Raw genomic sequence first — 24,196 nt, 5'->3', positions numbered from 1 at the left:
GTGCCTCCTGACTGTCATGATGATTTGGTGACACAACCGCCAGAGGCCAACAACGATCCACGATCCGAGAGCGATAGGAACGCACAGGGCATCTTGCCGTTAGAGCAATGCCACGTGTGTTGTGGCATTGGTAAGTCGAACTGGTGCCTCGGCTTCCGCCCCGGAGCCGAGGCACTTCCTAGGCAGGCACCAGACCCAGCCTGTCAACCCGGGACAGCAGCAGCTTCAGGATCGGCGAATTGTTCGCCTTGTGATAGGCGATCACCAGGTCAAGCGTGGGGGCTGCTCCCTGCACCGGGCGGGTGGTGATTGTTTCAGGCAGATAGCGTCTGGTGTAGGCCGGCAGCAGCATGACCCCGCGCGTCGAGGTGATCATCGAGATCGCTTGGACGACGTTGTGCACTTCGTGCTCCGGCCTGATGTCGATGCCGACGCGGTTGAAATAGTCCAGCACGACCCGGCGCACCGCAGGCGCGGATTTGGATGGAAGATAGAACGTCTCGTTCACGATCTCCTGCGGCGTGATCGAAGTTTGCGCGGCGAGGCGATGGTCGCTCGGAAACACAAAGACCAGCGGATCGGTTCGTACGCGCTTGAAGGCCAGATCCGCCATGTTCTCTTCCGGCCGCATGAAGGCCGCATCGAGCTTGCGCCGCATCAAGGCTTTGGCGAGCACGGGGGAGTAATCGCTCGACAGGCGGATGTCGATGCCGGGAAATGCCTCGCGCAGCACGTGGTTGACCTCCGGCAGCAGATCGATTTCGGCGCCCGACAGAAAGCCAAGGGTGAATGTTGGCTTCGGCGGCTGAGCCGCGCGCAGCGCCGCTTCCTTGGCCGCCTCCGCCTGCAGCAGCGACATGCGGGCGTGATCCAGAAACGCCTTGCCGGCCGCCGTCAGCTCAATGCCGTGCGCGCTGCGGGTGATCAGGGGAACGCCGACCTCCGCTTCGAGGTCGCGGATCTGCCGGCTGAGGGAGGGCTGGGAGGTGTGCAGCTTTTGCTCGGCAGCGACCGTCAAGCTGCCTGCATCGGCGACGGCGACGAAGTAGCGGAGATGCCGAAGCTCCATCACAATCTCCCAATGTCTCGTGGCCATATCTCGCAGGCATGGGCCCAGCTTACAAAGTCTTTCTAGGGCTCGCCAGCGCTCTCTATAGACACAGGCGCCTGATACGGACGGCCTGCCTGGCAGGCACGGGAGTGTGCGCATGTGCTGGGGTTTGAGAGCGTCGCTGTTGCTCTTTCTGGTGATGACGGGACTTGGCACAGGACTTGGCACAGCCGCGGCGCAGTCGCCGAACAATCAACCGGGGAGAGGTGGCATGGAAACGGACGTCACGAAGATCAAGCAGGCGCTGCTCGGAAACTGGGAGAGCATCACGCCCGAGATCAGGCCGAGCAAGAACCCGGACGGCTCGCTCAAGCCGTTCTATCTCAAGCGCGCCTTCAAATATCTGCCGTCCGATCGCTTCGAACTCGATGTCGTCAACTTCGCTGACCCCAACGGCGCCGTGCCGCTGGCGCGGATCAAGATCGGCGGGCACATGCTGTGGCAGGGGGCCCATCCGATCGCCCAGGGCGCGCAGAAGGTCGACTTCGTTGCCGATGAGAGCTACGAGGTGACGCCGCTGGTGCAGGGCTTTGCCGACATCCTCAACAAGGTCGCAACAGCCGGATACGTGCCATGGGCGGTCAATGCGCCCCAGAGCATCTTCGGAAAGTCGTTTGTCCCGTTCGGTCTCAAGGAAGGGACCAACTTCATGGAATACGACCTGGTCTATCTCAGGGGCGACCTGCTGTTCTGGGGCGCACGCAACGTCGACGGCCGCGGTTTCGACACCGAGCAGAACCGCCCGACCAATTTGCAGATCCCGCTGGTCCGGAAGTAGCTTTGGGTTTGTGAAGCGATAGACTACGTCGTTCGAGCAAGGGTGCGGCGGATGCAACTGGCGAAGAGGGTCATCGACGTCGGACTTTCGACAAACAATCTGGAGCCGATGCTGCGGTTCTGGCAGCAGGACGTCGGTTTGCGCCTTGATCATGTGCTGCCGGTTCGCCGCGGGCAGAAACAGTACCGGCACGATGCCGACGGATCGGTGATCAAGCTCAACCACCATTTGGAGCCGCTGCCGGATTCAGGGCCGAGCGGCTACCGTGAGCTGATGGTTGCGAGAGCGGGCGTCGGAGAACCGCGCGCCATGTCCGATCCCGATGGCAATCGTATCAGTCTGGTACCGCCGGGGCATGATGGCATCACCCAGATCGCCGTCGCCATGGCGGTGCGGTCGCTGAGCGAACACCGCAGGTTCTATCGCGACATCCTCGGCTTTGCCGAACAACCCTGGTCGGGCGGTGCGGCCTTTCGGTTGGGAGACAGCCTCGTTCTTCTCAGGGAAGACCGCGCCGCGACCGTCGATCCGGTTCGCCAGGCTCGTGGCTGGCGCTACATCACCCTGCAGGTTGCAGATATCGATGCCGTGCATGACGAGCTGCGAGCTAAGGGCGTGCGCGAGGGCCTTGCACCGATCACGCTCGGCGACGTCGCGCGGATCTCGATGATCCTCGATCCCGACGGCAACTGGATCGAGCTGTCCCGCCGGGCATCGATCGTCGGCAGCCTGGGATATTCCGACACCAGCAAGCCATGATGAGGGAGCACGGCCATGATCACATCCAATGAAGACGGACAAGTCCGGATCGTCCTTGATGCCTTCGATACGCTGTTCAACAAGCGCGACTACGCGTCCGCCGAACGCTTCTGGTCGCCGCGTTACATCCAGCACAGCGCGCATATTGCGCCCGGCCGGGACGGGCTGTTCGAGTTGGTCAAGGGCTTGCCCGCGACGCTGCGCTACGAGAACCACGTCGCGGCGGCGAGCGGTGATTTCGTCATCCTCCATGGCCGGTTCAGCGGTCACGGCCTGCCGGCGGCGTGGGTGGTCGCCGACATCGTGCGCATGGCGGACGGCGTGCTCGCCGAGCACTGGGACGTCATCCAGGACGAGGCGACGCGCGAGCAATCGCGCAGCGGCCTGCCGATGTTCGGCGACAGTTTCCCGGCTTGACCGCGGCCGCCGGAGATCATCGGCGGCGGAGCAGCTGACCCAGATCGCGGATGTTCTTCACGGTCTCGATTGCGTAGACGGTCTCGATCAGCCGTTCGGATGTGTCACGACCCAGCACCGGCCCAATCAGACTTCGTGCCTTGTCGGTCACCTCTGCGCGGGTCATTGGATTTGCGACTGTGCCGCGAATGTCGGTAACGCGTTCGGACAGATGCGTGCCGTCGGTCAGATCAATCTCAACGACAGTGACGCGCGCGGGCAGAAGTTTGGCGAGGTCCTCATCCCCGACGAGGTTCACCTTCGCGCGCTGCCGCAGGACCGCTTCATCCTTCATCCGCGCCTTGTCGTGCGCCGCCTGGAACGACACGGTCTTGTCGAGCAGCATCACGGCGATCATGTGCTGCAGGCTGATGTCCGGATTGTCCCTGTTGTCGACGACCGCGGCGACCGACGGCGCGACGCGCACTTTCAGGCGCTGGACCTGATCGGCGCGGAACGGGTGCTTGCCGCGGATCGCCGCGACCCCGTCGAGCGGGGCCTGGATCGGTGAGCCCACGGTCCACTTCTTGATGTCGGTCAGCGCGATCTCGTAGCGTTCGCCGAGCTTGTCGGTGAGCTGCCCGGGGTCAGCCTTCGGCGCATAGGCCAGGAAGAAATTGTCCGGACCCGAGAACACATCGTCGATTCCGGTCCAGCCCGATCGCACCAGGAGCGCCGCGGTGACGCCGTTGCGCGCCGGCATGCCGGCGAAGACAAAGCCTTTCTCGATGTGGTCGACGTCGCGTCGCCAGACGATGTAGCCGGACGCTTGCTGCGCGGCATAGTCGAGCACCCAACGCATCCGCTGTGCGTCGAGGCCGGCGGTGCAGGCGGCCGCGGCCGACGCGCCGAACGTTCCGGCGACGCTGTGGGTGTCCATGACATTCTCGTAGCTGAATTTGGCGCCGCCCATCGCCAGCACCACGCGCGTTCCGACGTCGTAGCCGAGGGTCACGGCGCGAAGGAAATGCTCGCCGCTGACACTGAGCCGCTCGCCCAGCGCCAGTGCTGCCGGAACCACCGAGCAGCCGGGATGCGAGCGCGATGCGTTGTGCGAGTCGTCGGTCTCGTCGGCATGGGCCATCACGCCGTTGGCGAGCGCCGCATCGATCGGCGGCGCCCTCAGGTTGCTCGCCGCGATCGTGACGTCACCCTTGACGTCACCCTTGGTGGCAACGTCCCGGATGTAGCGCTGCGCCGCCTGGCCCGGCGCCAGCCGCGATCCCGAGATCATCGCCGCGAGCGTGTCGAGCACATGGTGCTTGGCATTCCCGGCGACGTCGGCGGGAAGGCTCTGTTGCGATGCGGCGCTCATGTAGTTACTGAGCGCGGCCATCTGCGGCCCTGCGGCCTGCGCATAGACGCGGGGAGGCGGCAGCGCAATGCCGATTGCGCCCGTCGTCAGCAATCCTAGGACGTCGCGTCGCTTCATTCTGCGTCTCACCGATTGGAATGAGGCGCCATGATGGATCAAAACGCGATTGAAAGAAGTGGACCAGGCGGGATGGCTGATAGAAGCATCCTCGGCTATCTCCTGAGCCCGACGTGGGTTATCACTGCGATGATTGCGCCCGGACGAAACCCGTCCGGTCGGGAGGTGACAGCATGCCGCAGACCAGGATTCGGGCCGTCTTCATGCGCGACGGCACCAGCAAGGCAATCGTGTTTCACGAGCAAGATCTGCCGCGTGACAAGCGCGCGTGGGACGAGATCTTTCTCGCCGCGATCGGAGCTCCCGATCCCTATGGCCGGCAGCTCGACGGCATGGGCGGCGGCGTCTCCTCGTTGTCCAAGGTTTGCATCGTTGGGCCGCCCACGCGCCCGGACGCTGACATCGATTACACCTTTGCGCAGGTGTCGGTGAAGGACGCGCGGGTGGATTACAGCGGCAATTGCGGCAACATGTCCTCCGCGATGGGGCCGTTCGCGGTCGACGAGGGGCTGGTCAAGATCTCCGGGGACCAGGCCCTGGTGCGCATCCACAACACCAATACGCAGAAGATCATCTGGTCGCGATTCGGGCTCGACGACGGACTTGCCGCCGTGGACGGGGATCTCGCGATCCCGGGAGTGGCCGGCACCGGCGCGCCGGTGCGGCTGGAGTTCCGCGATCCCGGCGGTGCGACCACGGGCAGGCTGCTGCCGACCGGCAAGGTTGCAGAGACGCTCGATGTCCCCGGTCACGGCAGCTTCACCGTATCCATGGTGGATGCGGCGAATGCGTGCTGCTTCGTGCGTGCCGAGGACCTCGGCAAGATCGGCACCGAATTGCCCGATGTGCTTGACGCGGATGCCGTGTTGCTCGACCGGTTGCAGGCGATCAGGTGTGCGGCGTCCGTCGCCATGGGCATTGCGTCCACGCGCGAGGAGGCCATCGCCAAGAGCCAGGTTCCGTTCATCGGCTTCGTTGCCGGACCGCTTGACGCATCGACCCTCACCGGTGAACGCGTCGCAGCCGCCGAGGCTGATGTCACGGGACGGGTGATTTCAAACGGGCAGCCGCATCGGGCGCTGCCGCTCACCGCATCGCTTTGCATGGCGGTGGCGGCGCGGCTCGAGGGCAGTGTGGTGCACGAGGTGACGCGAAAGACCAGCGATGCCGAAGCGCCGATCCGCATCGCCATGCCATCAGGCGTGCTGACGGTCGCGGCAACGGTCAAGGGCCGTGCCGGCGAATGGATCGCCGAGCAGGGCGCGTTCTACCGGACGCAGCGGCGTCTGTTCGACGGTCACGTGTATGCGAGCTCTGCGCGCATCGCGGCCCGCAATCGTTGAGCAGCCAGGATCTGGTCAGCTGCACGGTGGAGTATATCAATGCGCGATATCTGGTAGAGACATCCTCATCTATCTTCCGGGCCCGGCGTGGTTTATCACCGCAATGATCGCGTCTCGGCTCGGGCCATCCACATGGTTCGGGCACAAAAACCCAGCAATTGATGACCGCACAGGAGCAGTCGATGCGTTTGCCCGCCGTTGTTTTGGCCTTCATGCTTGCCGCGGGCCCCGTTGCCGCCGAAGAGCTGTCAGGTACGCTCCAGAAGGTCAAGGAAACCAGGAAGATCACGCTCGGCTACCAAGAGGCCTCCGTTCCCTTCAGCTATCTCGACGGCAACCAGCGGCCCGTCGGCTTTGCCCTCGATGTCTGCCTCAGAATCGTCGATGCCGTGAAGAGCCAGCTCGGCATGCCCGACATATCAGTCGATTTCCTGCCCGTGACGTCGTCAAATCGCATTCCCTTGATGGTCAACGGCACGATCGATTTGCATTGTTCGGCGACCACCAACAACGCCGATCGCCAGAAGCAGGTGGCGTTCACCAATACGCATTTCTTGAGTGCAACGCGATTTGCCGCCAAGAAGGCCGTCAACATCAACACGATCGATGATCTGAAGGGAGCATCGGTCACGGCGGTGGCGGGATCGGTCAATCTGGCCCAGCTGATCAAGGTCAATGCCGAGCGTAAACTGGGCGTCAAGATTCTCCCCGCAACCGACCAGGCCGAGGCGTTTCTGATGCTGGAGACCGATCGCGCCCAGGCCTATGCGCTCGATGACGTGCAGCTCGCCGTCGCCATCGCGCGCTCGAAGGAGCCCGCGCTCTACATGATCAGCGCGGAGACATTCTCGAAACCGGAGCCGTTTGGCATCATGCTGCGCCGGGAGGACGTGCCGTTCAAGGCGCTTGCCGACCGCGCGACGGCTGAACTCTATCGGAGCCCGGAGATCGAGGTGATGTACAAGAGGTGGCTGGAATCGCCGACGCCGCCGAACGGGATCAACTACAACGTCCCGATCTCGCCGGCGCTCCGGCATGCGTTCAGCAATCCGAGTTCGAGCTTCGATCCCGACGTCTACGACGTCGCGAAGTAGCGCTGCGAAATCGAGCCGGGAAAGAGATCAATGCGCGATGAGAGCCGTCCGTGGAACGGCCTTTCGCAAGCGGCGCAAAAAACGAAATTCCCTCTTATATACATCTGCCGTTCTTTCCTTAAAGCTCAGGCTCTTGTGACTGTTCTTCAGGAGCTCTGCCCGTGACGATTCCACTTTCCCTGTCCCGACGTTCCGCGCTCGGCGTTCTCGCCGGAAGTTTGATCGCGGGCAGCGCACGCGCCGAAACCGGGCAGGGCGCGGGCCCCGATCTCAGCGGCGTCACGCTTCGTGTCGCCTATTACAAGGGCGGCTGGCGGCCGCTGCTGCAGGCCGCGTCCGAGGACAAGACGCCCTACAGGATCGAGTGGAAGGAACTCAACAATGGCGTGCTCCACATCGAGGCGCTGAACGGCGACGCGCTCGACCTCGGATCGGGCAGCGAGATCCCGGCGATGTTCGCCGCGCGCCAGAATGCGAAGGTGCGCTTCATCGCCGTCACCCACGAAGACCTCAACATCCAGGTCACGGTCGCGGCAAAGGACGCGCCGATCCATGCGATCGCCGATCTCCGGGGCAAGCGGGTGGGCTATGTGCGCGCGACGACCGCGCATTATTTCCTCGCCAAGCAGCTCGAGGAGGCCGGCCTGTCGTTCGCTGACATCGACGCCGTCAACCTGACGCCGTCGGACGGCTATTCGGCTTTCGCCTCCGGCCAACTCGATGCCTGGGCGATCTACGGCTACAATGGCCAGCTCGCCATCGCCAAGCACGGCGCGCGCCTGCTCAAGACCGGCGTCGGCTATCTGTCGGGGAATTTTCCGATCTACGCCAATCCGAAGGCCATCGACGACCCACTGCGGCACGCGGCGCTGACCGACCTGCTGCTGCGGATCCAGCGCGCCTATGCCTTCGCCAACAAGAATTTCCCGGTCTATGCCGCAGCCCAGGTCGCGGAAACCCATCTGCCGCTGCAGGACATCCTCGACCAGTTCGCCCGCCGCAGCGCCGATTTCTCGCTCGCCGGCGTGACACCTGACGTGCCGGTGACCCATCAGGGCGTCGCCGATACGTTCCTCAAGCTTGGCGTCCTCGACGCCAGGGCCGAGGTCGGAAAATTCTGGGATACCAGCTTTAACGACGCCATCGCCAAGGGCGCGGCCAGGCTCGCGACGCTTTGACGACAAGCCGTCGGGGGGATTTATCCCACCCGTTTGCGGAAGCCGCGGTGCGCGTTGCGGACAGCGAGGATGACATCCTCGCCCGCGCGCGCGGTCGTCGACCGGTCGTTGCCGTGCGGACGCAACATGTCCTTGGAAACCCAGGTCTCGGCGTTTGCCGTGCGCAACGAGGCTGCAAACAGCATCGTCGCACTCAGCGCGGTCGCGAGGAGTTTATCCTTCATCTGACGCCTCCATCTCTGCGGACCAAATGGTCCTTGCTGATGGGACGCTGCGGGATGACCCGGGGGTTCGAGGCCGGCCGGTTACAAATCGGACATGTGGCTTGTGGTGCTTCGGCCTGGCCGGATCACAGCCCGTGACGGCGGTTGCGTTCGGCGCGGAGCGAGGCGCCGACAAAGCCGACGTCCTCGATTCCGCGGTAAATTTCCCTTGAACAAGCCAACAACGTCAGTGCGACCGCGCCGACCGCGGTCAATCCGGCCACAAGCATCGAATTCGAACAGAACGTGCCGAGCAGGTTCTCCTGCGGAGCCCGCGGCCAGCGCGCGACGCAGGCCGACGCCGCCACAGCCTGGACGCCAAGCACCACACCGGCTGCGTTTGCGACAGCAAGTGCTGCGACGACGATCGCGAGGCCCTTCTTGATCGACAGCGCCAGATCGATCAGCTTGACGACGGTGCAACACGCGAGGGCAAAACCTGCGGCCGCGATCCATCCCGCAGCGCCAGCCAGCAAGGCCTGGGTCTGGTTGGTCCAAAGCCAAAGTGCGGCTGCGCAGCCGAGCAGGACGAGATTGACCTTCACGGTTTCGGGGAATTTGCAGCGAAGCGCATAGGGCGTCACCTTCTCGACCAGGTCGAGCACCGCGCAGGCGATCAGGCCGGCCGCAAAGCCGCCGAGATGCAAGGCCCAATCGATCCGCGAATTGCTGATCGCAAAGGCTGCGTTCAGCCCGATGTTGATGGCGAAGAAATCGAAGCGGACATCGAGCTTGCCGGGGATCCACAGGCACAACAGCGCGCCGAGGATGCCCGAGGTGGCGCCGGAGGCGCCGACCGTGAGGTATGGCGTCGCATGGATCGCGTTGCCGATGATGGCGCCGAACGCCATCGCGCAGAAATAGATGATGACGAAGTAGGCCGGTCCGACCCGCCGCTCGAGATGCCCGCCCCACAGCACGAGACATAGCATGTTGGTGGTGAGGTGGATGAAATTGACGTGCAGGAAGCCATAGGCGATCAGCCGCCAATATTCATGCCGCGCCAGCGCGGCCGAATACATTCCGCCATAGCGGAACAACAGCTCTGATGGCGCCGACGATCCGCCGGCCTGGATGAAGCAAAACCCGGATGCAAGCACTGTCGCCGTCATCAGCGCGTAGACCGCTGCATGAGGCACTTCGAAGAAGCCGGGACTGGCGCGGTTTGTGGTCATGGATGAAGGCCGGCGGGCGAGGCGAGACCGGTAGCGTAGCGAAGCCGTCCGGGGATTTCCACTCCGGCATGCGGGTCCCGCCGTCGCGCTGACCGGCATTCGCGACCAAAGTCCCGCTCAATCGGCACTGATCAGCTTGTCGAAGTCGGTGGCGATAATTTCGTGAATGCGCCATCGGACACTGCTTTTTTGAAGCAGATACGTGAAGCCGGCCCGCTGCATCTCTGTGCCATCCGTTTTCATGCGAATTGCGACTCCGCCGCACAATGCCGTTGTCGAAGTCAATAGTTTGATGCGGCGATCGCTTAATGTGGAATGTGAGAATCCACCACGTTTAAGACCTGCCACAACTTTATCAAAGAAGGCCTCGACGTCCGTGCGGGTGCTCAGCAAGACAATTTGATTTGGCGTAATGACCAGAGTTGGTTCGCCATACAATGCTGACGCTGCCGCGGAGTCCCGTCCAAAGGACTCGTAGTATCCGCTAACAACGGCATCAATGGCGTCCGTCTCGCTGACGGACGTGCCGGCGGACGGAGCCGCTTGTGCGAGTTGGACTGTCGCTCGATCGGTACTGACCGGCACTTCGGCGCGGCTCGGCTCAACGCAGATTCCAATCACCGCCCACAAACCTAAAGCTGCAAGAAGTGTGGCCGGTATGGCACCCCGCGAAGGTGCCGAGCCCGTGTGCTTGAGTAAGCCCAACATGTTTGCTCTCCCATTTTCACCGCAGCTGTCGAACTGGAACTCCGGCTTTCCAGGTGGCGAGTCAGGCTAAATCTACCCCAATTGCCGGGTACCTCGAAGAAGCCGAGCCGGCCAGGCCCGAGCTTGCTCACGGCAGACCTGCCATGGGCCTCTATCGGCCATGACGCGGTGCGTATATCGTCTGCGGCAACAGAAGATCGGCCCGACCCGTGCGGGGTAACGACCGGGTGCGAGGAAGCCATGTCCGAAACGCTGCTGTTTTCGCCGAAGACGATTCGCGGCGTCACGCTGAAGAACCGCATCGTGGTGCCGCCGATGCACCAGTATTCGGCCGTGAAGGGCTTTCCGACCGACTGGCACCTGATGAATGCCGGCAAGTTCGCCGCCGGCGGCGCCGGGCTCGTGATCGTCGAATCGACCAAGGTGGAGCGGCGCGGCTGCGGCACGGTCGGTGACCTCGGCATCTGGGATGACGCCTTCGTGGCGCCGCTCGGCCGTCTCGTCAGCTTCATCAAGCAGCAGAACGCGGTGGCCGGCATCCAGCTCGGTCATTCCGGCCGCAAGGCGCGCGCGAGCCGCCCATGGGAGGGCGATCGTCCGCTGCAGCGCACGCCCGAGATCGAGGATTGGGACGCCTGGACGCCGGTGGCGCCGAGCGCGATTGCGCATAGCGAGCGCTGGCCGGTGCCGCGGGCGCTGGAGACGCATGAGGTGAAGGACCTGGTGCAGGCCTGGGGGCAGGCGGCGCGGCGCGCCGACGAGGCCGGTTTCGACGTGCTCGAGCTGCACGGTGCCCATGGCTATCTCGTGCACGAGTTCCTTTCCGAGCGCGCCAACCAGCGCCGCGACGACTATGGCGGCTCCGAATCAAACCGGATGCGCTTCCTCATCGAGGTGACCGAGGCCGTGCGGGCACATTGGCCCGATCACAAACCGTTGTTCGTGCGGCTTTCGGTCGAGGACAATGCCGGCTGGGGGCCGGAACAGAGCGCCCGGCTGGCCAAAATCCTGAAGGGCAAGGGCGTCGACGTGATCGACTGCTCGTCAGGCGGAATCAGCGAGACGGCGCCGATTCTGGGCAAGGAGATCAAATACAGCTATCAGGTGCCGCTCTCGGAATATGTCAGGCAGCAGGCCGATATCATGACCATGGCGGTCGGCCTGATCATCCATGGTGACCAGGCCGAGCAGATCCTGCGCGATAAACAAGCAGATTTGATCGCGGTCGGCCGGGAAATCCTCAATAACCCGAACTGGCCGATGGATGCCGCGCTAAAGCTTGGTGTGGAGGGCCCGTTCCGGAACGTTCCGCCGCAATTTGGCTATTGGTTGGGCACACGGGCCAAGCGCGGGTTCGGGACCCGGCCGTCAACCTGGCAGAACGGGCTCGAGGAGGCCGAAAAAGGGATTTAGAATCAAGCTGCGACTGGACGGAATCGCAACCTGATCCCATTTCCTTGTTCGACCGTGGTGTTTTGCGGAGATCCGCCGGAGTTGGTCTGGATCATGCTCTTGGTAAGGGTCCGGTAAGGCGGTGGCCTTGATCCGACCAAAAAGCCATTGTGTTGTGCCCCCGTCGGGGTGAGGCGGTCGAATGTTGCGAGACATTGCCGGCCATAGCGAAAAAAGGGATCGCGGATGATGCGCAAGAACGTTGGCTTTTTCCTCGGTACCGTTGCGGGGGCGTGTCTCACCCTTCTCGTGACTGCGCCTCAGGGGGGAATGCATCTGATCGAGATCGCCAAGGCGGCGGCGCGCTCCGATAACACCTATTCGCAGCTCAATTTGTTCGGCGAAGTGTTCGAGCGGGTCCGGACCGACTATGTCGAGAAGCCCGAGGACTCCAAGCTGGTCGAGGGTGCGATCAACGGCATGATCTCCTCGCTCGATCCGCACTCTCGTTACATGAACGAGAAGGGCTGGGGCGACATGCAGGAGACCACGCATGGCGAGTTCGGCGGGCTCGGCATCGAGGTCACGATGGAGGACGGCTTCATCAAGGTGGTGGCGCCGATCGACGACACGCCGGCCTCGCGCGCCGGCATCATGTCCGGCGATGTGATCACCACGATCGACGACGAAACGATCCAGGGCATGACGCTGGATCAGGCCGTCAACAAGATGAAGGGCTCGCCCAACAGCGCGATCCGGCTGAAGATCGTCCGCAAGGATGCCGACAAGCCGATCGAGCTCACGCTCAATCGCGAGATCATCCGCGTCCGCCCGGTCAAGTTCCACGCCGAAGGCGGCGACATCGGCTACATCAGGATCACCTCGTTCAACGAGCAGACCACCGAGGGCCTGCAGAAGGCGATCACCGCGATCCAGAAGGAGATCCCGCAGGACAAGCTCGCTGGCTATGTGGTCGACCTCCGTAACAATCCGGGCGGCCTGCTCGACCAGGCGGTCTCGGTCACCTCGACGCTGATGCAGCGCGGCGAGGTCGTCTCGACCCGCGGCCGCAATCCCGAGGAGACCCAGCGCTTCACCGCGCATGGCGGCGACATGACCAAGGGCAAACCGCTCGTGGTGCTGATCAACGGCGGCTCGGCATCGGCCTCCGAGATCGTGGCCGGCGCGCTGCACGACCACAAGCGCGCGACCATCATTGGCACCCGCTCGTTCGGCAAGGGCTCGGTGCAGACGATCATTCCGCTCGGCGCCGGCAACGGCGCGCTGGCGCTGACCACGGCGCGCTACTTCACGCCGTCGGGCCATTCGATCCAGGCGCTGGGCATCAAGCCCGACATCGAGGTGCTGCAGGACGTGCCTGACGAGTTCAAGACCCGCTCGGAGATCAAGGGCGAGGCCTCGATGCGCGGCCACCTCGCGGCCGAAAGCACCGAACAGACCGGCTCGCAGTCCTACGTTCCGCCAGACGAGAAGAACGACAAGGCGCTGTCCGCGGCCTTCAACCAGCTCCGCGGCATCACCGTCAACGCCGACGCCAAGAACGCGGACGCCAAGACGACGGATAGCAAGGCGGCGGCGAAGCGACCCGTGCCGAACTAGATCGGGACGCGCGTCGGCCTGTCTGCCACAAACTCGTCATGCCCGGCCTTGTGCCGGGCATCCACGTTTTGGGATCCAAGTTCGTGGCATCTGCGTGAACAAAGACGTGGACGGCCGGGACATGCCCGTTTGACCGCGACCGACACCCAAGGCGAGACTGAGCACCGACGTCCAGCGCTCTCCGCTAGTGACCAATAATCAGAAAGCCGGCAGCCTCGTTCGCCGCCGGAGCCTAGCGTCGCCACGGCGCTGACGGGAGAGAGACGCAACCGAATGACGGGGCGCGCGAGCACCTGGATCGACCACGCTCTGTTCTGGCAGATTTATCCGCTGGGCTTTGTCGGGGCAGAACACTCCGCGATCTCGGACGATCAGGTTCGTCACCGGCTCGATCACATTGTCGATTGGCTGGACTATGCGGTCCAGCTCGGAGCATCGGGCCTGCTGCTCGGACCTATCTTCGCATCGTCGACACATGGCTACGACACGATCGACTATTTCAGGATTGATCCGCGCCTGGGCAATGAGGCTGGTTTCGAGGAGCTAGTCGCGGAGGCTCGACGACGCGGTCTGCATGTCGTGCTTGATGGCGTTTTCAATCATGTCGGGCGGGACTTTCCTGCTTTTCGCGCCGCCCTTGCGAAGGGGGCCAATTCCCCGGAAGCCGCATGGTTTTGCCCCCTTCAGGGAACAGACAGTTCAGGCGAACCGGCCTTCGCCACTTTCGAAGGGCATCCGGGATTGATCACCCTCAACCACGATAATCCCGAAGTATCCGAATATGTGATCCGGGTGATGGACCATTGGCTGGATCGCGGAATCTCGGGGTGGCGGCTCGATGCGGCCTACGCCATGCCCCGCAGATTTTGGGCCACTGTGCTGGCGAAAGTGAAGAGCCGGCACCCGCACGCCTACGTCTTCGGCGAAGTGATTCATGGCGACTATGCAGCATTTGTTCGCGAGTCCGGCGTCGATGCCGTCACGCAGTATGAGCTTTGGAAGGCGATCTGGAGCGCCCTCAACGATCGCAATCTTTTCGAATTGGCATGGGCGCTCGATCGCCACAACCGATACCTTGAGACATTCGCGCCGCTGACCTTTGTCGGCAATCATGACGTGACGCGGCTGGCAAGCAAGCTCGACGACGAACGGCACATTGCCCATGCCTTGGCGATCCTTCTCACCGTTGGCGGGACACCTTGTATCTATGCGGGAGACGAACAGGCATTTCGCGGCATCAAGGAGCACCGTGCAGGCGGCGACGATGCTATTCGCCCCGCTTTTCCGGCAAGCGCCGAGGACCTGCCTTCGGACGGCTGGAGCATCTACCGCCTCCATCAAGACCTGATCGGGTTGCGGCGGCGTCATTCGTGGCTCGTCCGCGCTTGCACTCGCATCGTTCATCTCAAGAGCCGGCACATGGTCATGAAGCTGGAAGCCGACGGGAAGAGCCTTGCCGTCGCGCTCAACCTCGATGATCGCGAAGCCATACTGCCAGCGCCCGGCGCCTGGGGGCTACTGGCTGGGTCCGTTTCCATCAGTGATGCCGGCACATCGTCAGCATGTGCCAAAGTGCCGGCTCACGGTTGGGGCGTGCTGTCCTTATCCGAGGGCGAATAGCTCCCGCGCGCTACCGTGTTTCGGCTGGCTGTTTTGGGAAGGCGCGGTCTTGCCTTTACGCCGAGCGTGCGATCGGCTTGCGCTTGCGGGGACGGCCAGACCCAGCTGCGAGCGGACCCTGCCGGTGCGCGATCAGCAACTGCCTGATGTCGGCCGCCGGCTTCGGCGGGCTGAACAAATAGCCCTGCATTTCCGAGCAGCCGAGCTCGCGCAGCAATTGCTGCTGCTGCGCGGTCTCGACGCCTTCCGCCGTCGTCGTCATGCGGCGCTCGGCGGCGATGTTGACGACCGCTTCCACGATGCCGGCCGATCCTTGCGGGTCGGCGATATCGGTGATGAAGCAGCGGTCGATCTTGATCTTGTCGAACGGGAAACGCTTCAGATAGCTCAGCGATGAATAGCCGGTGCCGAAATCGTCGAGCGCGATCCGCACGCCGATGGTGCGGAGCTGGTGCAGCACCGCCAGCGCCGCTTCGTCGTCGCGGATCAGCACCGCTTCCGTGATCTCGAGCTCGAGCCGGCTCGCGGGCAGGCCGGACGCGGCCAGCGCCGCGATCACCTTGAGCGCCAGCGTACCGCTCCGAAACTGCACCGGCGAGACGTTGACCGCCAGACTGATGTGATCGGGCCAGCTCATGGCTTCCTTGCAGGCCGTCGCCAGCACCCATTCGCCGAGCTGGTTGATCAGCCCGCTTTCCTCGGCGATCGGGATGAAATCGACCGGCGAGATCATGCCGCGCTCGGGATGGCGCCAGCGCACCAGCGCCTCGCAACCGTTGATCTCGTTGGTCTGCAGGTCGAGGCAGGGCTGGTAATACACTTCCAGTCCGGTGCCTGCGGCGATCGTCTTTCGCAGATCCACCTCGAGGCCGCGGCGGGCGCGGGCCTCGGCGTCCATCGTCGGCTCGAAGAAGCGCCAGGTGCGGCGGCCGGCCGACTTCGCCGCATACATCGCGAGATCGGCATTCTTGAGGATCTGGTCGAGATCGGTGCCGTCCTTCGGCGCGAGCGCAATCCCGATGCTGGCGTCGGTGGTGACCTGGTGGCCGAGGCATTGATAGGGCGGACGGATCGCCTCGTAGATGCGTGCCACGAGGTTGGTGACTTGCTCGGTGTCCTTGATGCCGGTCTGGACGATCGCAAACTCGTCGCCGCCGAGGCGGGCGACGAAATCCTCTTTGCGGATCACGCCGCTCAGGCTTCGGGAAACGGATTTCAGCAGCTCGTCGCCGACCATGTGGCCGAGCGAATCGTTGACGCCCTTGAACTCGTCGATGTCGATATAGAGCACCGCGAGCTGGCTGTCGGGCGCCGCATGCGCGAGCTCGCGCCTGATCTCCTCATGGAACAGGGTGCGGTTCGGCAGGTCGGTGAGAGCATCGTAGTGGGCAAGATGCGTGATGCGCTCCTCGGCGCGGCGGCGCTCGGTGATGTCTTCATGGGTCGCGACCCAGCCGCCATCGGCCAGCGGCTCGTTGACGACCTGGATCGAGCGGGCGTCGGGCGTTGCGATCACCATCATGTTGCGCACGCCGACGTCGCGCAGCACGAGGTTGACGTAGCGCTCGACGTCGCCGTTGAACGAGCCGGTCTGCCGGCGGTGCGCGATGACGTCGTGGAAGCTGCAGCCCGGCTTGATGACGTCCGCCGACAGCGCGTACATCTCGATATAGCGCTTGTTGCAGACCACCAGGCGCTGCGACGAATCGAACAGCAGCAAGCCCTGCGTCATGTTGTTGACGGCGGTGTCGAGCCGCAGCTTCTCCAGCGTCAGGCGCTGCTGTTGTGCCCAGTATTGCAGCAGCAGCTTGCGCACCACGAGCGTCAGCAGGGTGGCGATCGCAAGCACCGACAGGCCGGTCACCGCGATCAGGATACTGATCTGCTCGCGCCAGTTGGCCAGCGCTGCCGCCGTGGTCGTTGCCGCCACGATGACGATGGGGAATTTCTCCAGCGCCCGTGACGATACCACGCGGTCCTTGCCGTCGAGGGGGCTCGTCAGCCGCGACGTGGTCTGCGGCAATTCGAACACCTGCTGCTGGACCGCCGGGCCGCTGCGGAAATTCTTCCCGATCAGCTCCTCGGCATGGGGATAGCGCGCCAGCAGCGTGCCGTCGCGGTGATGCATCGCGATCGCGGCGCCCTCGCCGAGCGCCACGGTGGCGAAGAACTTCTCGAAGCTGGCAGGCTCGATGCCGCGGCCGACCATGCCGAGGAACTCGCCGTTCGGACCGGTGACCTTGCGGGCGATGACGGTGGTCCAGACCCCGGTGACGCGGCTGAACACCGGCGCGACCTGCATGTCGGGCGAATAGGGGCTCGATTTGAAGATCTGGAAATAGTTGCGATCGGCGATGCTGGCCTGCGGCAGCGGCCACGCGCTCGAGCTGTTGATCAGCGTGCCGTCGGCGTCGAACACGTTCAGGCCGCCGACATAGGACAGCGCGTCCATCTTGGACTTGAGCATGGCATGGATGTCCGCACCCGACATCAGCCGCTTGTAGCTCTCCGGCGTCGTTGCTCCCCGCTCGCGGATGAATGCGATCAGGTCGTTCTGGACGACCTCGAAATCCTCAAGCTGCTGGTCGAAATGCCGCGCCAGCAGCAGGACGGCGTTATGGAGCTCGCGCTCGCTGCTCTGCAGGGCGCGCTCGCGGAAATTGCCGGCCATCAGCGTCGCGCCGATCGCGATCGCCGCCATCAACAGCCCACCGCCGACGACAAGCCAGCGGATCGGGCCGCTGCGCAGGACCGACGTGATGTTGAATGAGGCGCTGCCGCTTGAATTCATCTGATACGACCACTTCCAGGCATCTCACCCGGAGGTAGGTTTCGTGCACCTCCGGCCCGCGAAAGTCGTACCGAAATGAAATGGAGTTGCAGTTAGCAAGGCTGGTTAATGAAGGGTTATTGGTGGTGGCGAAAACGCTGCGCGGCGCGCAAACGTCCGCCTCCGCGGCCGAACGACAGCGAAGATCGCGGCGACGACGGTCGCAGCAACGGTGCTGGCAACGCGGGCTGTTTTAAGTTCGCACACATGGTTCCTGGTGGGGAACTGCAAGATTTGCCGCGTTGATCTGTCGCGCGGCAAGGTTTGCCGTGTCGCGGATCAGTGCAATCAATGCTTTACGATCTACGCTTATGACCTCATTCAATGTGATCGAAGGCAAGCAACTTGCGTGTCGTCGCGCCGAGTTGGTTTAGTACGTGTGGGTCAAACATGAAAAGATTGTTGCACGATTTTTGCGCCGACGAGACCGGAGCCACCGCAATCGAATACGGGTTGATTGCAACCGGCATTGCGATCGCCATCATCACCGCGGTGAAGGGCGTGGGCACCAAGCTCTCCACCACCTTCACCAACATCAGCACGTCGCTGAAGTAACCCGGCGCGCCCATGCGAACGATCATTCGCCCGCGCGATAATGCCCGGACTTGCCGCCGATCTTTTCAATGAGATGGATGCCCTCGATGCGCACGCCGCGCTCGACGGCCTTGATCATGTCATAGATCGTCAGGCACGCGACCGTCACTGCGGTCAGCGCCTCCATCTCGACGCCGGTCGGCCCGGTCACCTTCACGGTGGCGCGGACAATGCAGCCCGGTAGTTTCGCGTCGGTTGCGATGTCGATCGTGACTTTTGTGAGTGCGAGCGGATGGCACAGCGGGATCAGCTCGGAGGTCCGCTTTGCCGCCATGATGCCGGCGATCCGCGCCGTCGCCAGCACGTCGCCCTTCTTCGCCTGGCCTGTTTCGATCAGCGTAAGCGTTGCCTTGCTCATCACGACGCGGCCCTCGGCGACCGCCGTGCGTTCGGTCGCCGACTTGGCCGAGACGTCGACCATCCGCGCCTCGCCCCTGGCGTCGATATGGGTGAGGGCGGCGCTGGTCTTTGACGATTTGGGCCTGGTGGTCCGCGGCATCGCGTCAGCGCGTGCCGGTCGCGCGCGGCGTATCCGGCCGTGTCAGCAGCGCGCGCGTGGCGGCAGCGACGTCCTGCTGCCGCATCAGGCTTTCGCCGACCAGGAAGGTCGACATCCCGACGCGCTCGAGGCGGCTGAGATCGTCCGGCGTGAAGATGCCGCTCTCGCCGACCATCAGGCGGTCGCGCGGGATCAGCGGCGCCAGCGCCTCGCTGGTGGCGAGCGTGGTCTCGAAGGTGCGGAGGTTGCGGTTGTTGACGCCGATCATCGGCGAGCGGAGTTTTAAGGCGCGCGCGAGCTCGTCGCGGTCGTGGATCTCGATCAGCACGTCCATGCCATGCGCGATCGCGGCGTCCTCGAGATCCCTGGCCGCCGCATCGTCGAGCGCGGCCATGATGATCAGGATGCAGTCGGCACCATGGGCGCGGGCTTCCGCCACCTGATAGGTGTCGAACATGAAATCCTTGCGCAGCACCGGCAGATCGGTCGCCGCGCGCGCCGCAACCATGAAGTCGAGATGGCCCTGGAACGACGGCGCATCCGTCAGCACCGAGAGGCACGCCGCGCCGCCGGCCTGGTAGGCCTTCGCGAGCAGAGGCGGATCGAAGTCGGCCCGGATCAGCCCCTTCGAGGGCGAGGCCTTCTTCACCTCCGCAATCAGCGCATAGTCGCCGTTGGCATGCTTGTCTCTGATCGCACGCAAGAAGCCGCGCGGGGCTGAGGCCGATTTCGCCAGCGCCTCGACCTCGGCGAGCGGACGCGCGCGCTTGGCGGCGGCGATCTCCTCGCGCTTATAGGTCTCGATCTTGCTCAGGATGTCAGACATCGGATCATGCCTAGCTGTTGGAAACCGCGACCAGATGCTTGAGCCGCGCCGCCGCCGCGCCGCTGTCGAGCGACTGCACGCCGATCGCGACGCCTTCCTTCAAATCCTTGGCGCGGCCGGCCACGATCAACGCGGCGGCGGCGTTCAACAGCGCGACATCGCGAAAGGCGCTCGGCTTGCCCTGAAGTACGCTTGCGAGCGCGATCGCGTTGGCATCGGCATCGCCGCCCTTCAGCGCCTCGCCGCCGACGCGGCCGAGGCCGGCATCGTCAGGCGTCACCTCGAAGGTCCTGATCTCGCCATTCTCGAGACTGGCGACGAAGGTCGGGCCGGTGAGGGTGATCTCGTCGAGTCCGTCAGAGCCGTGCACGACCCAGACCTTGTCGGCGCCGAGATTCTTCAGAACCTGGGCGAGCGGCTGCACCCATTGCCGCGAGAACACGCCGACCATCTGCCGCCTGACGCCGGCCGGGTTCGACAGCGGACCGAGCAGATTGAAGATGGTGCGGGTAGCGAGCTCGACCCGGGTCGGGCCGACATTCTTCATCGCGGGATGATGCGCGGGCGCGAACATGAAGCCGATTCCGGCCTCCGAGATGCAGCGCCCGACGCGCTCCGGCGTGAGGTCGAGCTTGACGCCGAGCGAGGCCAGCACATCGGCTGAACCCGAACGCGACGACAGCGCGCGATTGCCGTGCTTTGCAACTGATACGCCGGCGCCGGCAACGATGAAGGAGGCGCAGGTGGAGACGTTGACCGAGCCGGAACCGTCGCCGCCGGTGCCGACGATATCGACGGCGTCCGCCGGCGCCTCGACCCGCAGCATCTTGCCGCGCATCGCCGCAACGGCGCCGGTGATCTCGTCGACGGTTTCGCCACGCACGCGCAGCGCCATCAAGAGCCCGCCCATCTGCGAGGGCGTGGCTTCGCCCGACATCATGCTGTTGAAGGCCGACGCCGCCTCGTCACGCGTCAGCGTGGCGCCGGTGGCGACTTTTCCAATGATCGATTTCAGGTCGTCCATTCGCTGGCTCAGGTCTGTTGCTGGGGCATGCTTCGCGCGACAAACGCGGAACGCGTTTGCGCGGAGAGCATGCTCAATTGCTGTTTGCGCCTGTCACCTGTGCGAAGGCGGCCTCGTTGACGGTCATGCCGATGTCGGCCTCGATTTTCGTGACGTATTGCGCGACCTGCTCGTCGCTCAACGAGCGCCGCACGGCTTCCTGGAGCTTCTTGACCTCGTTGGAGGCGAAGTCGACCGGCGGCACCGTGACGTCGGTGACGCGGAATACGATCCATTCGCTGCCACCCGCGGCAGGCGTCTGTCCGTCACTGTCCTTGGCGGTGCGGAACGCCGCGGTGACCACGGCGGCCGGCACGCCAGGCAGCGACGCGTCGCGCTGGAAGTTGGCTGATGTCTCGACCTTGGCGCCGACAGCAGTCGCCTCGTCGGCGAGCTTGCCGCCGGTGTCGAGCTTCTGGACGATCTCGGTCGCCTTGGCGCGCAGCTTGGTCGAGATCTGGTCCTCGCGCCATTTCGCCTCGACCTGGGGACGGACCTCGTCGAGGTTGCGCTCGCGCGACGGCGTAACGCCAAGCACGTCGTACCAGACATAGCCGGCATTGAACTGGATCGGGTCATTGTCGACGCCGACGTCGCTGTTGAAGGCCTGCGACACCAATTCGAGTTTGGGCGGGATCGGCGCGAGCTGGCCGTCCGGCAGCCGGCCCGAACGGTCGACCGCGTCGATTGTAACAGGCGTCAGCCCGAGCTTCTGGGCAGCCTCGAGCACGCCGGCGCCGCCGCCGCGCTCGTCTTCCATCTTGTCGCGCAGCTCGGCGACCTTGGTGCGGGCGCGCTCGCTGGCGATCTGGTTCTTGATCTGCTGGGCGAAGCTTTCATAGCTCGGCGTCACGCCGGGCTCGATCTTGCCGACCTTGACCAGCGCCACGCCGAAGCGTCCCTGCACCGGTTGGCTGATGTCGCCCGATGGCAGCGCGAAGGCGGCATCGCCAACGGCCGGATCGAGGATCGCCGATTTTGTCACCAGGCCGAGATTGACGTCGGACACATTGAGCTTGCGTTCATTGGCGATGTCGTCGAACGAGGTGCCGGACGTCATGCGGGTGCGCGCCGCCTGCGCCTCGTCGACGTTCGGGAACACGATCTGCGAGACCTCGCGCTTCTCCGGCGTGCTGATCTGGTCGCGGCGCTGCTCGAACAGCTTCCTGGCGTCGTCGTCGGAGACGGTTTCCCATTTGCCGATCGCTTCGGGCGTGATCGCGACGAAGGCAATCTTGCGGTATTCGGGCGCGCGGAACTGGACCTTGTGATCCTCGAAATAGGCCGCGAGCGCCTCGGGCGAGGGCGTCTCGATCGTGCCGGCCTGGGCGGCGTCGAGCTTAACGTAGTCGATCGAGCGCTGTTCGTTCTGGAAGCGCGTCAGCGCCTCGATCATCGACTTTGACGGCTCGACCCCGGACGAGATGGTGCTGGCGATCTGCCGCCGCAGGCCGACGCGACGCTGCTCGGCGATGTAGCGGCCTTCCGTGAAGCCGAAGTTGCGGATCACCGACTGGAAGCGTTGCGCATCGAACTGGCCGTTGAGCCCCTTGAAGTTCGGATCGTTGTAGATCGTGCGCAGCACCTCTTCGTTGGACTGGTTGAGGCCCATGCGGCGCGCCTCCTCGTCCATCGCGGCTTCGGCCAGGGTCTGTTGCAGCACCTGCCGGTCAAGCCCGAAGGCCCGCGCCTGGTCGGGGCTCAGGGGTTTGCCGAACTGGCGACCGAGCTGCTGCAGGCGGTCGGTGTAGATCTGGCGGAACTGCTCAGCCGAAATCTCGGTGCTGCCGATCTTGGCCAGCGTCGACTGGCCAAAGCCCTTGAAGATGTCGGCAATGCCCCAAACACCGAAACTGACGATCAAAACGCCCATCACCACGGCCATAATCGTCTTGCCGAGCCAGTTTGATGAGGCTTTCCGCATTCCTCGAAGCATGGGTCCAACTTGTTTTACAGGAGGGGAACCGGGTCGTGCCCAAGGCGGAAACTGAAGTCCCGCAGCAGGGCGTCACCGAATTGAAAAGCCATCATAAAGTGGTGGCGGTTCGCCCGCAACCTGGGGCCGCGGACGGATTGAAGCGGTTAATAGTCGCCCGGCCAATGCAGGGCCGGTCTCTGGAAGTCAAGGCTCACCTCTGCTAGCGCATGGAGCACGCTTGATCGATGGGAATCCTGACATGACCGACGCTATTCGGCCACTGATTGCCGGCAATTGGAAGATGAACGGCCTGAAATCCGCCATGGCCGAGTTCGAGGCGATGCTGGCGGGGGCTGCCGCCGTGGCCGGGAAGGCCGATCTGCTGGTCTGCCCGCCGGCGACGCTGATCGGGGCCTTTGCCGACAAGGCGCGCGGCAGCAAGGTCGCGGTCGGAGCCCAGGATTGCCATCCCAAGGCATCGGGCGCCCACACTGGCGACCTGTCTGCGGAGATGTTCGCCGATCTGGGGGCGGCTGCCATCATTGTCGGCCATTCCGAGCGCCGTGCCGACCATGGCGAAACCGATGCCTTGGTCCGGCAGAAGGCGGAGGCGGTCTGGCGGGCAGGCCTGACGGCGATCGTCTGCATCGGCGAAACGCGCGAGCAGCGCGATGCCGGCAAGACCCTCGATCTCTGCGGCAGCCAGCTCAAGGGCTCGCTGCCCGACGGCTCGACCGCGGCCAATCTGGTGGTGGCCTATGAGCCGGTCTGGGCGATCGGCACGGGTCTCACCCCGACCGCGAAAGATGTCGAGGATGTTCATCGGTTTATCCGGGGTGTGCTCACCGATCGCTTCAACGGGGAGGGCGCCAAGATGCGCATTCTCTATGGCGGATCGGTCAAGCCGTCGAACGCAGCCGAGCTGATGGGCGTCGCCAATGTCAACGGCGCGCTGGTCGGCGGCGCCAGCCTGAAGGCCGTCGACTTCCTGGCAATCGCGGCGGGCTGTTAGGCAGCCGCGCCGATTCGTTTCCAGTAGATCATCGTGCCGGTAAGGCCGCCATGCGGCTTCAGCGCGTAGTCCGGGATGATCCCTGAGAGCTGGAAACCAAGCCTTTCATAAAGCGGGGCGGCGCCGTCGTCGACGGCGGTGTCGAGCACCAGCAGCGTGCGCCCGTGGTCGATCGCGAGCCGCTCGGCCGCCTGCATCAGCGCGGTCGCCACGCCGCGCTTGCGGTACGCGATGCGTGTCATCATCTTGGCGATCTCGGCACGATGCGGCTGGTTCGGCGGCAGCTTCAACAGCAGCGTCACGGTGCCGATCAGATCATCGCCGTCGAACGCGCCGAGCACGACGCGGTCGCCGCGCGCGGCCGCACCGAGTGAGCCCTGCCAGAACGCATGGGCGTCATCCAGCGGCAGCGGATGCATGAAGCTGACCGAGCCGCCGCTGGCGACGGTCTCGACCAGCAATTCGCCGAGCGCGTTACGGATCTGCGGCAGGTCTTGCAGCGGCTTGATCACAAAAGAGGGCATA

The 24,196-nt window shown here is 64.1% G+C and carries 22 protein-coding genes; 11 read left to right on the top strand and 11 right to left on the bottom strand.

Annotated features, from left to right (window positions below; translation table 11 throughout):
• Positions 1-178: 178 nt before the first annotated feature.
• Complete coding sequence (locus UP09_RS32245; RefSeq protein WP_044542343.1) at positions 179-1,069, bottom strand: LysR family transcriptional regulator; 891 nt, start codon at positions 1,067-1,069, stop codon at positions 179-181.
• Positions 1,070-1,322: 253 nt separating this feature from the next.
• Here UP09_RS32245 and UP09_RS32240 point away from each other — a divergent pair, with 253 nt between their 5' ends.
• From UP09_RS32240 to UP09_RS32230, 3 genes are read left to right on the top strand one after another with little or no spacing between them, the layout of a single operon-like run.
• Positions 1,323-1,889 (top strand): hypothetical protein, encoded by a 567-nt coding sequence (locus UP09_RS32240; protein ID WP_044542342.1) that lies wholly within the window; start codon positions 1,323-1,325, stop codon positions 1,887-1,889.
• A 51-nt stretch (positions 1,890-1,940) separates the two neighbouring features.
• Positions 1,941-2,648 (top strand): VOC family protein, encoded by a 708-nt coding sequence (locus UP09_RS32235; RefSeq protein ID WP_044542341.1) that lies wholly within the window; start codon positions 1,941-1,943, stop codon positions 2,646-2,648.
• Between the two features lie 15 nt (positions 2,649-2,663).
• Entirely contained in the window at positions 2,664-3,065 is a 402-nt protein-coding gene (locus tag UP09_RS32230) for a nuclear transport factor 2 family protein (protein WP_044542340.1), read from the top strand.
• 16 nt (positions 3,066-3,081) lie between these two features.
• Here the strand turns inward: UP09_RS32230 and UP09_RS32225 are convergent, their stop codons facing one another.
• A complete protein-coding gene (locus tag UP09_RS32225; RefSeq protein ID WP_044542339.1) occupies positions 3,082-4,536 on the bottom strand; it encodes an MmgE/PrpD family protein in 1,455 nt (484 codons plus the stop codon).
• A gap of 173 nt (positions 4,537-4,709) precedes the next feature.
• Between UP09_RS32225 and UP09_RS32220 the strand changes: the two genes are divergently transcribed.
• The 3 genes from UP09_RS32220 (at position 4,710) to UP09_RS32210 (ending at position 8,151) form a co-directional block, all read left to right on the top strand.
• The gene (locus UP09_RS32220) at positions 4,710-5,879 is read left to right on the top strand and encodes a 2-methylaconitate cis-trans isomerase PrpF family protein (RefSeq protein WP_044542338.1); all 1,170 of its coding nucleotides are present in this window, start codon (positions 4,710-4,712) and stop codon (positions 5,877-5,879) included.
• 182 nt (positions 5,880-6,061) lie between these two features.
• Positions 6,062-6,973: an amino acid ABC transporter substrate-binding protein gene (locus UP09_RS32215; protein WP_044542714.1), complete on the top strand. Its 912-nt coding sequence runs from the start codon at positions 6,062-6,064 to the stop codon at positions 6,971-6,973.
• 161 nt (positions 6,974-7,134) lie between these two features.
• Entirely contained in the window at positions 7,135-8,151 is a 1,017-nt protein-coding gene (locus UP09_RS32210) for an ABC transporter substrate-binding protein (protein WP_245302304.1), read from the top strand.
• 20 nt (positions 8,152-8,171) lie between these two features.
• Here the strand turns inward: UP09_RS32210 and UP09_RS32205 are convergent, their stop codons facing one another.
• The 3 genes from UP09_RS32205 to UP09_RS32195 form a co-directional block, all read right to left on the bottom strand.
• Positions 8,172-8,375: a hypothetical protein gene (locus UP09_RS32205; RefSeq protein ID WP_044542337.1), complete on the bottom strand. Its 204-nt coding sequence runs from the start codon at positions 8,373-8,375 to the stop codon at positions 8,172-8,174.
• Between the two features lie 125 nt (positions 8,376-8,500).
• Complete coding sequence (locus tag UP09_RS32200) at positions 8,501-9,589, bottom strand: rhomboid family intramembrane serine protease (RefSeq protein WP_044542336.1); 1,089 nt, start codon at positions 9,587-9,589, stop codon at positions 8,501-8,503.
• A gap of 117 nt (positions 9,590-9,706) precedes the next feature.
• Positions 9,707-10,297, bottom strand: coding sequence for a DUF6841 family protein (locus tag UP09_RS32195; RefSeq protein ID WP_044542335.1), 591 nt, complete (start codon positions 10,295-10,297; stop codon positions 9,707-9,709).
• A 240-nt stretch (positions 10,298-10,537) separates the two neighbouring features.
• On the opposite strand from UP09_RS32195, the gene UP09_RS32190 reads away from it, so the two are divergent.
• The 3 genes from UP09_RS32190 (at position 10,538) to UP09_RS32180 (ending at position 14,929) form a co-directional block, all read left to right on the top strand.
• A complete protein-coding gene (locus tag UP09_RS32190; protein ID WP_044542334.1) occupies positions 10,538-11,710 on the top strand; it encodes an NADH:flavin oxidoreductase/NADH oxidase in 1,173 nt (390 codons plus the stop codon).
• A 228-nt stretch (positions 11,711-11,938) separates the two neighbouring features.
• Positions 11,939-13,309, top strand: a complete 1,371-nt coding sequence (locus UP09_RS32185; protein WP_044542711.1) for a S41 family peptidase — start codon at positions 11,939-11,941, stop codon at positions 13,307-13,309.
• A gap of 273 nt (positions 13,310-13,582) precedes the next feature.
• Positions 13,583-14,929 carry an alpha-amylase family protein gene (locus tag UP09_RS32180; RefSeq protein ID WP_044542333.1) on the top strand — a complete coding sequence of 449 codons (1,347 nt, stop codon included), beginning with the start codon at positions 13,583-13,585 and terminating at the stop codon, positions 14,927-14,929.
• A 55-nt stretch (positions 14,930-14,984) separates the two neighbouring features.
• Here the strand turns inward: UP09_RS32180 and UP09_RS32175 are convergent, their stop codons facing one another.
• A complete protein-coding gene (locus UP09_RS32175; protein ID WP_044542332.1) occupies positions 14,985-17,720 on the bottom strand; it encodes a bifunctional diguanylate cyclase/phosphodiesterase in 2,736 nt (911 codons plus the stop codon).
• Between the two features lie 429 nt (positions 17,721-18,149).
• Between UP09_RS32175 and UP09_RS32170 the strand changes: the two genes are divergently transcribed.
• Entirely contained in the window at positions 18,150-18,314 is a 165-nt protein-coding gene (locus tag UP09_RS32170) for a Flp family type IVb pilin (protein ID WP_044542331.1), read from the top strand.
• A gap of 22 nt (positions 18,315-18,336) precedes the next feature.
• Here the strand turns inward: UP09_RS32170 and moaC are convergent, their stop codons facing one another.
• The 4 genes from moaC to UP09_RS32150 form a co-directional block, all read right to left on the bottom strand.
• Entirely contained in the window at positions 18,337-18,852 is a 516-nt protein-coding gene (gene moaC, locus UP09_RS32165) for a cyclic pyranopterin monophosphate synthase MoaC (protein ID WP_044542330.1), read from the bottom strand.
• A gap of 4 nt (positions 18,853-18,856) precedes the next feature.
• Positions 18,857-19,678, bottom strand: a complete 822-nt coding sequence (gene trpC / locus UP09_RS32160) for an indole-3-glycerol phosphate synthase TrpC (protein ID WP_044542329.1) — start codon at positions 19,676-19,678, stop codon at positions 18,857-18,859.
• A gap of 10 nt (positions 19,679-19,688) precedes the next feature.
• Positions 19,689-20,702, bottom strand: a complete 1,014-nt coding sequence (gene trpD, locus UP09_RS32155; protein WP_044542328.1) for an anthranilate phosphoribosyltransferase — start codon at positions 20,700-20,702, stop codon at positions 19,689-19,691.
• 73 nt (positions 20,703-20,775) lie between these two features.
• A complete protein-coding gene (locus UP09_RS32150; protein ID WP_044542327.1) occupies positions 20,776-22,677 on the bottom strand; it encodes a peptidylprolyl isomerase in 1,902 nt (633 codons plus the stop codon).
• Between the two features lie 241 nt (positions 22,678-22,918).
• Here UP09_RS32150 and tpiA point away from each other — a divergent pair, with 241 nt between their 5' ends.
• Positions 22,919-23,671 carry a triose-phosphate isomerase gene (gene tpiA / locus UP09_RS32145; RefSeq protein WP_044542326.1) on the top strand — a complete coding sequence of 251 codons (753 nt, stop codon included), beginning with the start codon at positions 22,919-22,921 and terminating at the stop codon, positions 23,669-23,671.
• Here the strand turns inward: tpiA and UP09_RS32140 are convergent.
• Positions 23,668-24,195, bottom strand: a complete 528-nt coding sequence (locus UP09_RS32140; protein ID WP_044542325.1) for a GNAT family N-acetyltransferase — start codon at positions 24,193-24,195, stop codon at positions 23,668-23,670. The genes tpiA and UP09_RS32140 overlap by 4 nt on opposite strands.
• Position 24,196: the final 1 nt, after the last annotated feature.

The organism is Bradyrhizobium sp. LTSP885, assembly GCF_000938305.1.
Classification (GTDB): Bacteria; Pseudomonadota; Alphaproteobacteria; order Rhizobiales; family Xanthobacteraceae; genus Bradyrhizobium.
Note: the sequence above shows the minus strand (reverse complement) of the source record. Positions and strands in the feature narration are given on the sequence as shown.